General features: G+C 36.0%; 11 protein-coding genes and 1 pseudogene. 9 read left to right on the top strand and 3 right to left on the bottom strand.

What is annotated here, in order from left to right; translation table 11 throughout:
* Positions 1-103: 103 nt before the first annotated feature.
* The 3 genes and pseudogenes from LU301_RS00115 (at position 104) to tyrS (ending at position 1925) form a co-directional block, all read left to right on the top strand.
* Positions 104-367, top strand: coding sequence for a type II toxin-antitoxin system Phd/YefM family antitoxin (locus LU301_RS00115; RefSeq protein ID WP_305271287.1), 264 nt, complete (start codon positions 104-106; stop codon positions 365-367).
* Positions 360-626, top strand: a pseudogene (locus tag LU301_RS00120) (Txe/YoeB family addiction module toxin). Before LU301_RS00115 ends, LU301_RS00120 begins: the two are co-directional and overlap by 8 nt.
* 84 nt (positions 627-710) lie before the next feature.
* Positions 711-1925, top strand: a complete 1215-nt coding sequence (gene tyrS / locus LU301_RS00125) for a tyrosine--tRNA ligase (protein WP_305271290.1) — start codon at positions 711-713, stop codon at positions 1923-1925.
* Positions 1926-1995: 70 nt separating this feature from the next.
* Here tyrS and rph read toward each other — a convergent pair whose 3' ends face one another.
* The gene (gene rph, locus LU301_RS00130) at positions 1996-2712 is read right to left on the bottom strand and encodes a ribonuclease PH (RefSeq protein ID WP_305271293.1); all 717 of its coding nucleotides are present in this window, start codon (positions 2710-2712) and stop codon (positions 1996-1998) included.
* 272 nt (positions 2713-2984) lie between these two features.
* Positions 2985-4832: an exodeoxyribonuclease V subunit alpha gene (recD, locus tag LU301_RS00135; RefSeq protein ID WP_305271295.1), complete on the bottom strand. Its 1848-nt coding sequence runs from the start codon at positions 4830-4832 to the stop codon at positions 2985-2987.
* Between the two features lie 119 nt (positions 4833-4951).
* On the opposite strand from recD, the gene nrdR reads away from it, so the two are divergent.
* From nrdR to LU301_RS00150, 3 genes are read left to right on the top strand one after another with little or no spacing between them, the layout of a single operon-like run.
* On the top strand, positions 4952-5413 hold the full coding sequence (nrdR, locus tag LU301_RS00140) for a transcriptional regulator NrdR (protein WP_305274093.1): 462 nt from the start codon (positions 4952-4954) through the stop codon (positions 5411-5413).
* Complete coding sequence (gene ribD / locus LU301_RS00145) at positions 5406-6503, top strand: bifunctional diaminohydroxyphosphoribosylaminopyrimidine deaminase/5-amino-6-(5-phosphoribosylamino)uracil reductase RibD (protein WP_305271298.1); 1098 nt, start codon at positions 5406-5408, stop codon at positions 6501-6503. Before nrdR ends, ribD begins: the two co-directional genes overlap by 8 nt.
* Positions 6500-7807: a DNA adenine methylase gene (locus tag LU301_RS00150; protein WP_305271300.1), complete on the top strand. Its 1308-nt coding sequence runs from the start codon at positions 6500-6502 to the stop codon at positions 7805-7807. Before ribD ends, LU301_RS00150 begins: the two co-directional genes overlap by 4 nt.
* A 76-nt stretch (positions 7808-7883) precedes the next feature.
* Here the strand turns inward: LU301_RS00150 and mhpT are convergent, their stop codons facing one another.
* Complete coding sequence (mhpT, locus tag LU301_RS00155) at positions 7884-9092, bottom strand: 3-(3-hydroxy-phenyl)propionate transporter MhpT (RefSeq protein ID WP_305271303.1); 1209 nt, start codon at positions 9090-9092, stop codon at positions 7884-7886.
* Between the two features lie 538 nt (positions 9093-9630).
* On the opposite strand from mhpT, the gene LU301_RS00160 reads away from it, so the two are divergent.
* The 3 genes from LU301_RS00160 to dmpG are packed head-to-tail and all read left to right on the top strand — an operon-like array spanning position 9631 to position 12346.
* Positions 9631-10431 (top strand): 2-keto-4-pentenoate hydratase, encoded by an 801-nt coding sequence (locus LU301_RS00160; RefSeq protein WP_305271306.1) that lies wholly within the window; start codon positions 9631-9633, stop codon positions 10429-10431.
* Positions 10432-10433: 2 nt separating this feature from the next.
* A complete protein-coding gene (locus LU301_RS00165) occupies positions 10434-11327 on the top strand; it encodes an acetaldehyde dehydrogenase (acetylating) (protein WP_305271309.1) in 894 nt (297 codons plus the stop codon).
* An 11-nt stretch (positions 11328-11338) separates the two neighbouring features.
* Positions 11339-12346, top strand: coding sequence for a 4-hydroxy-2-oxovalerate aldolase (gene dmpG, locus LU301_RS00170; RefSeq protein WP_305271311.1), 1008 nt, complete (start codon positions 11339-11341; stop codon positions 12344-12346).
* Positions 12347-12569 lie beyond the last annotated feature (223 nt).

Raw genomic sequence — 12569 nt, forward strand, 5'->3', positions numbered from 1 at the left:
GTATAACGTATTCTGTGAAAATGTGTAAGATAAACATGAGACTAGATTTTTAGATTTAAAATCAGTACAATAAAATTTTAGATAAAATATTGGGAGTGATGTTGTGCATATAGTAAGTTATAGTGATATTCGCAGTAATTTAAAAACACATATTGACCGTACGATTAATGATGCTGATGTTACTCTCATTCATCGTAAACAAGGTGGAAATGCGGTTTTAATGAGTGAAACACATTTTAATGGTTTGATGGAAACGCTATATTTACTTTCTAGTAAAGCGAATCGTAATGCTTTAGAACGTGCAATTGCTCAACATAAATCAGGACAAGCACAAGTAAAATCATTGATTGAAGTTGATGATGAGTAGGATAATCAGTTTTGTTCCTGAAGCATGGGAGCAATATCTTTATTAGCAAACCCAAGATAAACGGACTTTAAAGCGTATTAATGCACTATTAAAGGAAATCGTTCGTACACCTTTTACAGGAATTGGTAAACCTGAAGCATTGAAAGAAAATTTATCTGGCTATTGGTCAAGACGGATTGATGATACACATCGTTTAGTTTATGCTGTGAGTGATGATAGTATTACTGTCATTGCTTGTCGCTTTCATTATGATGATTAAAAGACAAATCCTATTTTAACCATATTCTAAAACTAAAAAAAATGCTACTATATAGCCCACATAAATAAGCCAAGCGAGATAAACATGACAAATTTTTTACCAGCAGAGCAACAATTGGCGTTAATTCGCCGTGGTACGCATGAAATTTTATCCGAAGAAGATTTATTAAAGAAATTAAAATTGGGGCGTCCTTTACGTGTTAAGGCAGGTTTTGACCCAACGGCTCCAGATTTGCATTTTGGACACACGGTACTGATTAATAAATTGAAAGTGTTTCAAGATTTAGGACACGAAGTTTTATTCTTGATTGGCGATTATACGGCAATGATTGGCGACCCAACAGGTAAAAGTGCGACACGTCCACCATTAACACGTGAGCAAGTTGAAGCCAATGCCAAGACATATCAAGAGCAGGTGTTTAAAATTTTAGACCCAAATAAAACACAAATCATGTTTAACTCACAATGGTTTAATCAACGCACGGCGGCAGATTTAATTCAATTAGCGAGCCAACAGACCGTAGCACGTATGTTGGAACGTGATGATTTTACCAAGCGTTATAATGCACAACAACCGATTGCAATTCATGAGTTTTTATATCCGCTTGTACAGGGTTATGACTCGATTGCGATGCGTGCTGATGTGGAATTAGGTGGAACTGACCAAACCTTTAATATTTTAATGGGACGTACACTACAAGCACGTTATGACCAAGAGCCACAGGTTTGTATTACAGTGCCAATTTTAGAAGGTTTAGATGGTGTCAATAAAATGTCTAAATCTTTAGGTAATTATATTGGCGTGTTTGATAGTGCGGGTACGATGTATCAAAAAATCTTATCGATGCCTGATAGTTTAATTCCACGTTATTTTGAATTATTGAGCTTTAAACCGCTTGATGAAATTGACGTATTACTTAAAGAAATGGCTGATGGTCGCAATCCACAAGAGATTAAGCGTATTTTAGCTTTAGAATTAATTGAGCGTTTCCACGATAAAGAAGCAGCAGAAAATGCACATAAATCAGCAGGTAATCGTATTGTAGATGGTGAAATCCCTGATGATATTCCGCAAGTAACAATTTCTCGTGGGGAAAATGGTGGCGAATTATTTATTAGCTCGATTGTACGTTTAGTTGGATTGGTTAAAAATTCTGCTCAAGCCAAAGATACTGTTGCTCGTGGTGCAGTAAAAGTTAATCAACAAGTGGTTGAAGCATCATTCTCGGTGAAAGAAAATTGTACATTAATTATTCAAGCAGGTAAAAAAGCCATTGCTGAAGTGACTTTTGTAGATTAATATCATTCCATTTAAAACAAAATGCCGTTTAAATTTTGTTAAACGGCATTTTGTTTTAAAACAGATTTATTTACCAATCTAATGCTGATTTTTGTTGTTCAATCAATTGCTGAATACCCTGTTCAGCCATTTCTAACATCGCATTACATTGCTGACGAGTAAATGGTTTATCTTCTGCGGTACCTTGAATTTCAATAAATTCGCCTGTTTGTGTCATCACTACATTTAAATCAGTTTGGCAATTTGAATCTTCTTCATAACATAAATCAAGTAATACTTCATCTTGATAAATACCTACTGAAATGGCAGCTACTAAGCCAACAAGTGGGTCATGTTTGATTTTTTTCTCGGCTAATAAATGATTGATTGCATCAACCAATGCTACAGCAGCCCCTGTAATTGACGCTGTGCGTGTACCACCATCTGCTTGAATCACATCACAATCAATAGTAATGGTATGTTCGCCTAATTTATTTAAATCAACCATTGCACGCAAACTACGTCCAATTAAGCGTTGAATTTCTTGTGTACGTCCAGTTTGTTTACCACGAGCGGCTTCACGGTCGGTACGCGTATGCGTTGAGCGTGGCAACATACCATATTCCGCAGTAACCCAACCTTGACCTGTACCTTTTAAAAAGCGTGGTACAGTTGAATCAATACTTGCAGTACACAATACTTTGGTATGTCCAAATTCTACAAGCACAGAACCTTCAGCATAACGGGTATATTGGCGAGTAATTTTAACATCTCTGAGTTGATTTAAAGCACGTTGATCGCTACGCATATTTTTAACCTATCAATAAAATACATATTTTTGAAATATCATATCATTTTTATGAGCTATAGACAAAACAAAACCTTGCAATCTCTCCCAAAATTACAAGGTTCAGGTCTACATACGTTAATCCATTGAACGGATACAAAACATCGGCTAGATTTGTGTTTTGTATGCTATATCTAATCATCTTGATTAGCTTGTATTTGTTATATTATATCATTTTATTCTAAATTTCAATTATATTTATCGTTAAAATTTATCATTATTTATACTTTGTGTTATTTATCCAGTAATGCTATTTTATTTGCCAGTTGGCTATAGCGTTGTGTTCTTTGACGTAGTAATTTTGCTAAACTCTCACGGCTACAGAGTAAAGTCAGTTGTTTTTTCGCACGGGTAATGCCTGTATAAATTAATTCTTGGCTGAGTAAGCGTTCAGCATCATCATGTAAAATCACGGCGGTATGATGAAATTCAGACCCTTGCGATTTATGAATAGTTAAGGCAAAAGCGGGTTGAATATTTTGTGGTAAACGTGATGCGATAAACCATTTTTGTAAACTTGGAAAGAATACACTATATTGTTGATGATTTTGACTTAAACAAATACCAATATCACCATTAGATAGCCCTAGCGTATAATCATTATAAGTCATCATTACTGCTTTACCGATATACCAAACGGTCTTTTTGATTTGATGAATATGAGCTTGTTGTTGATGTAACTGCTGTAATAATGCTGATTCAATGCGTTCATTGAGCTGAGTTACGCCAAAAGTCCCCATTTGCGTGGCTGTTAAAATACGATAACGATCGAAACTATCACACAAAGTTTGAATCAGTTGCTGACTGTCAGGGTCTCCATTTATCCAACGTTGCATGATATTTTCTAATTGTGGTAAAACAAGTTTAATTTGTTGTTGATAATACTCATAACCTTGTATTAAATATTGATAAAAATCAGTCTGTTGTGATGTGCTGTCAAAATAGCATAATTGGGCAAAGTTATCAGTTGTATTTGGCGGTAAACTAAAAGTGGTTGGTGGGAGAATTTGTTCGAATTGTTGTAAAAAATGATGTTGATTTTGCTGATGAATAGTTTGACAATCATCAATAATAAATTTGGCGATTTTACCAATATGGGATTGGTCATCAAAACGGCGACTATACACTAATTTTTGATGATAAGGTTCTAAATCGGGCACATTTTGCATATCTGCCAACACTGACCCTACATCAACGGACGCAAGCTGATGAGCATCGCCCAATAATATTAAACGTGTATCATGATGTAAAGCATTGCACAATAAATGAGCCATATTTAAATCTAACATCGATGCTTCATCGACCACCACGATATCATAAGGTAGTGGATTTTTAATGTGATATTTCGCCTTTTGTGATGTTCCCATACCCAGTAAACGATGTAAAGTCATCGGCTGTAATTGATTTAATTTATCATTTTTGATGTGTTGTGGCAGAGATTTAATAGCATTTTGCAGAGCTTCTTGCATACGTTGAGCAGCTTTACCTGTGGGTGCAGCCATAGCAATGCGTAAATCAGGATTTAATTTTAGTAAGATGGCAATAATTTGTGCTAATGTAAAAGTTTTCCCCGTTCCTGGCCCACCTGTGATTAAACTGAGCTGATGGTGAATTGCTGATTTGATAGCATTCATTTGATGTTGGTCTAATGGATTGAGCATATCATCAAATGGGCTTAAATCAATATCATGACTGATGTGCTGTTGGCTGAGACGTTTGAGTTGCCATGCAAGTTGCATTTCCCATGACCAATAACGATAGAGACTGAGTGCTTGCCCATCATAAATAAAAGGTATAGCAGATTTGGTGGTGATTTGTGGAATAAATTTAGTGTTTTTGACTGATAAATCAATATCTTGTAAATAATCTTGTTGTAATTGACAAGCGTATTTTAAGGCTTTAACATCATTGGTAAAATAAACACTATTACCCTGTGTTAATTGTTCCATGACTTGTGTAATCAGATGATAAACTTGTTGTTCTTCGGTTAATTGATATTGTTCAATCAACCAATTTGTCCAATGCGTGATCCATGATAATGTAGGATTAGATGCTAGGATTGATAAGTTTGTAGGTGTCATAGCAGATTCTCATTTTATCAAAATCATGGAAGTGGTACATAAGCATATCATTTTATGCTATTTTAGTGTAAAATTTGTTAGATATAAAGATGTTAGCATTATCTAGTTCGTGGAAATCTATGCACTGTCCATTTTGTCATACCGCCGATAGTAAAGTGATTGACTCACGCCTTGTTGCTGAAGGTCGGCAAATTCGCCGTCGCCGAGAGTGTAATGCTTGCGGTGAGCGTTTTACTACGTTTGAAAGTTATGATGTATTAATGCCTCGTGTAATTAAAAGTAACGGGACTAATGAACCCTTTGATGAACAGAAATTACGCCGTTCTTTAATGCACGCTTTACAAAAACGTCCTGTTACATTAGACCAAATTGATGTGGCTGTAGGCGATATTCAATCTAAAATTTTACGCATTGGCGAGCGAGATATTCGTTCACGCACTATTGGTGAAATTGTGATGGAAAGTTTATATTCTTTAGATGAAGTGGCGTATATTCGTTTTGCATCGGTCTATCAAGATTTCCAAAATTTAGATGTTTTTTTACAAAATATTGAGCAGTTGAGAAAACGTAAACATGACTGAGTTACTACAGACTGATGAATTTTTCATGTCTCAAGCCATTGCCCAAGCACAAACTGCAATTTATCGTACACGTCCTAATCCTGCGGTGGGTTGTGTATTAGTCAAGGATGGACAAATCATTGGACGAGGGGCAACTGCACCTGTAGGTGGCTCTCATGCAGAAGTGTTTGCCTTACAACAAGCAGGCGAAAATGCGATTGGTGCAACGGCTTATGTAACTTTAGAACCTTGTGCTCATTATGGACGTACACCGCCGTGTGCTAATGCTTTAATTCAAGCTAAAGTGGCTCGTGTGGTAATTGCCAATTTAGATCCCAATCCTTTAGTGGCAGGCAAAGGACAAGCCATGTTAGAACAAGCAGGAATTATGACATCAGTTGGCATATTGGCAGAGCAAGCTCGTGAACAAAATCAAGGCTTTTTAAAAGCCATGGCAACGCAAATGCCTTATGTACGTTTAAAAATCGCCAGTAGTTTAGATGGGCGTACTGCCATGTCATCAGGCGAATCAAAATGGATTACAGGCGAACTCGCACGTCAAGATGTGCAACATTGGCGTGCGATTTCGGGTGCTGTGATTACAGGTATTAATACGGTTTTAGCTGATGATTGCCAGTTAAATGTACGTCAATTGTCAGATGTCAATATTGACGATATTGTACAGCCTAAACGGATTATTTTAGACCGACAAGGGCGTTTACCTTTAATCGCTAAAATTCTTGCTCAACCTGAACAAGTGATTGTGGTTGGGAAATATCGCAAGGAGTTAGCAGATTTAGGTATAATACAATTACCAGACCAGCCATTAGATGAGCTATTAGCAACATTATGCCGTGAATATCAACTTTATGATTTATTGGTGGAAGCTGGAGCGACTTTAGCGACATCATTTATTGAGCAAAATCTTGTTGATGAAATGATTCATTATATTGCACCAACTTTATTGGGGGTAAATACTCGTTCAATGTTTAATGCACCATTTGAGTATTTAAATCAACAACAGCGATTTAAAATAAAAGCCGTTTATTATATAGGTGATGATTTACGCATTCATTTAAAGCCTGATAATCGTAAGAGTATATCAACATGACAGCAATAGAAAAACAAGAAAACTCTGTCTATCATAAACGCCGTCATTCTGCACGCACAACTGATGAATATTTATTTCATCAATTAGTGCCTTATTTGGGTAATAAACGCCGTTTGCTCCATTTGATTTTGGAAGCTTTAGAATTAACAGGAACAATTAATCATCGCCGTAGAAAAAATCCACCAATTTTTGTTGATTTTTTTGCGGGGAGTGGCGTGGTTTCACGTTTTGCACGAGAAAAGGGCTATCGTGTGATTGCTAATGATTGGGAACCATATAGTCAAGCCTTAAATTATGCAATTTTAGCTTGTAGTCAAGAACCTGAATTTGCTCAATTAGGCGGATATAAACAGGCAATTGCTACATTAAATCATTTACCTGAAGTAAAAGGTTGGGTAACGCATAATTTATGTCCACGCAATGATGATGAATATGATCCAAGCCGAGACCGTTTATTTTTTAAACGCCGTAATGGTATGCGTATTGATGCGATTCGTCAGCAAATTGCGATATGGCAATGGCAAGGCGTGATTAATGATGTAGAAACCAGTGCTTTATTAGCACCGTTGTTGTATGCAGCGAGTTTTGTGAGTAATACTAGTGGTGTATTTAAAAGTTTTCATCAGGGTTGGGGAGGGCGTACGAAAACAGCATTGGAACGCATTGAATCAAAATTATGGTTGGAACCAAGTATTTTTTGTCCTAACGGAGACCCAAAACGTTTATCAGCAGAAATGTGGTGTATGGATGCACAACAATTAGCAGAACAAATGCAGGGTTTTGAAGTTGATGTTGCTTATTTAGATCCACCGTATAATCAACATGCTTATAGTAGTAATTACCATGTATTGAATGCTTTAACATTGTGGGATCAAATTGATTTGCCACCACCTGATACTAAAGGTTATAAAAGTGGTATTGACCGTGCATGGCGGAAAGAACGTCCGAGTGCGTATAATTCATCAAAACATGCTAAAGAAGCCTATGAAGCATTATTACAGACGATTAATGCACGTTATATTATTACGAGTTATTCAACTGATGGTAATATTTCGGCTCAAGATGTGTTGGAAGCCAATTTAAAACGTGGTTTTGTACAACTATTAACTCAAGATGTACCACGTTACCGTGTGAGTAAACAGCGACAAAGTGAACGAGCGAAAGTGGTGGAGTTTATTGTAGTTACTGATACTAAAGCTAAATCAGGTCCTCCAATTCGTCAGTTATTGGGTCAATTATTCCATTATGCTGAATTAAATGGTGTAGATACTACAGGACCAAGTACACAACTAGAGTTGTGGTAATATGTATTGAAATTTTGAGCAGAAAACGGCTTAAATTTAATTTAAGCCGTTTTTTTAGGAGAATGTAAAGTTTTACTTAGTTTGTTTTACGCATCACAATTAGCATACAGATGGCTGAAATGATGATACCAGGAATACATGCGGAAATTACACCTGTTGCACCATAGTTCAGCATTAATAATTGACCAGCAACCATTGGACCTATCATTGCACCAATTCGCCCAATTGATGATACCAACCCTACGCCTGTTGCACGTACATCTGTTGGATAAACCATGCTACCTAAAGCATAGAGTACACCTTGACAACCAATAACAAATGCACCACACATAATCGCTGCGATATACATTTCATTTAGACTGTTAGCAGCGTTTAAACCAAATAAACCTAATACGATTCCACCATACATTAAGATGATAACATAAGATTTTTTCCAGCTATCCAGCAATACACCTAGAAGGACTGTACCTACAGCAGCACTAATCATAAAGAAAAATTGAGCTGTACTACCTTGTTGGCGAGAAAAACCTAATTCTTTAAATAATGATGGTAACCATGATAACATGATATAAACAACCATTAAGGTTAGAAAATAGCTAACTCCTAATAATAGTGTTTTACTGATATGCTCACGTCCAAATAATTTCTTAAATAGACCCTCTTTAGGTGCTTCATTTTCAGTTGCTTTAGTTTGGCTATCTTTTTCTGCTAAGAATACTTTAGATTCTGGTAAGAACCAAATCATTAGTGGAATAACAATTAGTGGAGCAAAACCACCAATATAGAAAATATTTTTCCAATCTGCACCAATGTCTAAACGTGCAATAAATGAGATAAGAGCCGCACCTAAAGGCATACCTGCATACATTAAAGTTACTGCACGACCACGATTTTGTTCAGTAACAGATTCTGCTGCTAAGGCAATTAAATTTGGCATAGCTGCCCCTAAACCTGCACCGGCTAAGAAGCGTACTGCTAATAAACTGTAGAATGATTCTACCCAAACAGTCATTAAGGTAAAAATCGCAAAGACAGCTACAGACCAAATAAGAACTTTTTTACGACCAATTTGGTCTGCGAAACGTCCACCAATGAGACCACCCGGTAATAATCCTAAAATGCCTGCACTAAAGAAGACACCTAATTGTGATTTATCTAAACCAAAATGCTCACCGATTGCAACGCCAGCAATACCAGCAGCTTGGATATCAATACCTTCAATGACTGCAATAATAAAGCAAATAGCAACAGTAATGATGGCATGTTTTTTATCTAAAGAATTCATATTTCAAATCCTTTTATACTCAGGGAAAATGTCCTTTTATCATAGGATAAACTGAATTATTTTCTTAATTAGACTTAAGTTATATTATCACTAATGCATAAACAGAAAATAGGTATATAATTCCGAGTATTTTTATCAAATTTATAATCAATATATTTTTTAAGTCGATATATTTTATCTCTATGTATGATAATAACCATGTATTTAAAGGGTGAATGCTGAGAGATTAATATAAAAAATAGATTAAATGATGAAATGAATTTAGTCTTAAAAACAATTAAAATCTTTTAATTTTGTATAACACAATTTGTATCAAGATTGTCATGAAGTTAAGTAAATGATAATTATTATAAATTAATATTTAGATTTAGATGATAATTTTATATTTTTTAATCTACTATTTTTCATTAAAAAAGAAATGAGATGTTTAATAGACGATTTCTATTAATTAAAAGAAAAAAAATATTGGTATTTTAGGTACTTTTTTTTCATTATAACTAATATCTAAATTGTCTTGATATTTAAAAAGGACTCTACCATGTCAAATCCTATTATTGAATCTACAGCGACAGCATTATGGCAAGCTGAAAATTCACAACAAGCTATTGCACCGATTAAGCCAGCCTTAGGTGGTGAACAAGCGAATGTTGATGATGCCTATGCTGTACAAGAAATTAATACGCAACGTGCTTTAGCACAAGGTCGTCGTTTAGTTGGTCGTAAAATTGGTTTAACATCAGTTGCGGTACAAAAGCAATTGGGAGTTGATAATCCTGATTTTGGTATGTTATTTGCTGATATGGCATATGGTGATGGCGAATTAGTACCATTTCAACGTTTTATTCAGGCAAAAGTTGAAGCAGAAATTGCTTTAGTACTCAAGTCAGATTTAACACACAACAAGCATACTTATGCTGATATTATTAATGCAACGGCTTATGCCTTGCCTGCTATTGAAATTGTAGATAGTCGTATTGAAAATTGGAAAATTTCATTAATTGATACTGTTGCGGATAATGCATCATCTGCAGCATTCGTATTAGGTTCACGTCCTGTATTATTGGAACAACTTGATTTAGTGAATTGTAAAATGAAGATGACACGTGCAGGTGAAGTAGTATCACAGGGTTCGGGTAAAGCCTGTTTAGCAAATCCGATGAATGCAGCAGTATGGTTAGCTGATGAAATGGTTCGTCGTGGTCGTCCATTATTAGCAGGAGATATTGTACTGACAGGTGCATTAGGTCCAATGGTTGTAGTACAAGCAGGCGATGAATTTATTGTTGAAATTGATGGTTTTGATACGCTGAGTACACGTTTTTCAGATGGGGAATCGTAAATATGGGTAAAATTAAATGTGCATTAATTGGTCCAGGTAATATTGGTACCGATTTATTATATAAATTACAACGCAGTCCAGTACTTGAGCCAGTTTGGATGGTGGGTATTGACCCTACATCTGAAGGTTTAGCCCGAGCAAAACAAATGGGATTAAAAGTAACTGCTGATGGTGTTGATGGTTTATTACCCCATGTAGTTGAAGATGAGATAAAAATTGCTTTTGATGCAACATCAGCTTATGTACATGCAGAAAATAGTCGTAAACTGAATGAGTTAGGTGTGCAAATGATTGATTTAACACCTGCTGCAATAGGTCCATTTTGTGTTCCACCTGTGAATTTAAATGATTTATTAGATGCTGGTGAATTACCAAATGTGAATATGGTAACATGTGGCGGACAAGCAACAATTCCAATGGTTGCCGCGATTTCTCGTGTACAATCTGTGGAATATGCTGAAATTATCGCAACGGTTTCTACGAAATCTGTAGGTCCAGGTACACGTAAAAATATTGATGAATTTACACGTACGACTGCAGGAGCGATTGAAAAAGTAGGTAATGCTAAACAAGGTAAAGCGATTATTATCATTAACCCTGCGGAACCACCATTAATTATGCGTGATACAGTACATTGTTTAGTTGAAGGCGAACCAGACCAAGAAAAAATTACGCAATCAGTACTAGACATGATTGCAGAAGTGCAAAAATATGTACCAGGTTATACTTTAGTCAATGGTCCAATTTTTGATGGCAACCGTGTTTCCATTTTCTTACAAGTAGAAGGTTTGGGTGATTATCTACCAAAATATGCGGGTAATCTTGATATTATGACAGCAGCCGCAGCACGCACAGCAGAAATGTTTGCGGAACGTTTATTGGCAACGGACGCTTAAGGAGATTTTTCATGTCTAAAATTATTGTGCACGATATGACCTTGCGTGATGGTATGCACCCACAGCGTCATCAAACAACGATTGAGCAAATGATTGCTATTTCCACAGCTTTAGATGAAGCAGGTGTGCCTCTCATTGAAGTAACACATGGAGATGGTTTGGGCGGTAGTTCAGTAAACTATGGTTTTGCTGCAGCAACTGATGAACAGTATCTATCAGCCGTAATTCCACGTATGAAACAGGCAAAAATTTCCGCTTTACTTTTACCTGGGATTGGCACAGTTGATCATTTAAAAATGGCAGCTGATATCGGTATTTCAACTATTCGTGTGGCAACTCATTGTACCGAAGCCGATGTTTCTGAACAACATATTGGTATGGGACGTAAATTAGGCTTGGATACGGTGGGCTTTTTGATGATGGCACATATGGCAACACCTGAACAGCTTTTAGAACAAGCCAAATTGATGGTCTCTTATGGTGCAAACTGTATCTATGTTACTGATTCTGCTGGTTATATGCTACCTGAAGATGTCAAAGCTCGTATTGGTTTATTGCGTGAGCATTTAGATAGTGAGATTGAAATCGGCTTTCACGGACATCACAATTTAGGTATGGGCGTTGCTAATACTGTGATGGCTGTTGAAATGGGAGCAAAACGTGTTGATTTAGCGGCAGCAGGTCTCGGTGCTGGTGCTGGGAATACGCCGCTTGAATTATTTATTGCAGTTGCAAATCGTATGGGGATTGAAACAGGAGTAGATTTATTTAAAGTTCAAGATGTTGCGGAAGATTTAGTCATTCCAATGATGTTAAATCCAATTCGTGCAGATCGTGATGCTGCGACTTTAGGCTATGCTGGTGTATATTCATCTTTCTTATGGTTTGCTAAACGTGCTGAAGAAAAATATGGTGTATCTGCTCGAGAAATTATCTTAGAGTTAGGTCGTCGTAGTACAGTAGGCGGTCAAGAAGATATGATTGAAGACCTTGCATTAACTATGATGAAAGCAAAATAAATCTTAATCATATTGTATTTGTATACTTATTTAATCAGATAATAGGGCGTATGTTGATATGTCCTATTATTAAGATATTTTTCCAATTAATTTATATTTAATATGTCTTACCAAAATGATAAATTTTAACTAAACTAATGATAATTATGATATAAATAAGTCATGCTCAATGATTCCGTCATGTGAAATGATGGAAACATATAAGTTTTTTAACTTATTTAAA

Source organism: Moraxella sp. ZY210820 (assembly GCF_030674635.1).
Classification (GTDB): Bacteria; Pseudomonadota; Gammaproteobacteria; order Pseudomonadales; family Moraxellaceae; genus Acinetobacter.

Coding starts and splice junctions, on each gene's coding strand:
- tyrS (WP_305271290.1), top strand. CDS start 711: ATGACAAATTTTTTACCAGCAGAGCAACAATTGGCGTTAATTCGCCGT.
- rph (WP_305271293.1), bottom strand. CDS start 2,712: ATGCGTAGCGATCAACGTGCTTTAAATCAACTCAGAGATGTTAAAATT.
- recD (WP_305271295.1), bottom strand. CDS start 4,832: ATGACACCTACAAACTTATCAATCCTAGCATCTAATCCTACATTATCA.
- nrdR (WP_305274093.1), top strand. CDS start 4,952: ATGCACTGTCCATTTTGTCATACCGCCGATAGTAAAGTGATTGACTCA.
- ribD (WP_305271298.1), top strand. CDS start 5,406: ATGACTGAGTTACTACAGACTGATGAATTTTTCATGTCTCAAGCCATT.
- LU301_RS00150 (WP_305271300.1), top strand. CDS start 6,500: ATGACAGCAATAGAAAAACAAGAAAACTCTGTCTATCATAAACGCCGT.
- mhpT (WP_305271303.1), bottom strand. CDS start 9,092: ATGAATTCTTTAGATAAAAAACATGCCATCATTACTGTTGCTATTTGC.
- LU301_RS00160 (WP_305271306.1), top strand. CDS start 9,631: ATGTCAAATCCTATTATTGAATCTACAGCGACAGCATTATGGCAAGCT.
- LU301_RS00165 (WP_305271309.1), top strand. CDS start 10,434: ATGGGTAAAATTAAATGTGCATTAATTGGTCCAGGTAATATTGGTACC.
- dmpG (WP_305271311.1), top strand. CDS start 11,339: ATGTCTAAAATTATTGTGCACGATATGACCTTGCGTGATGGTATGCAC.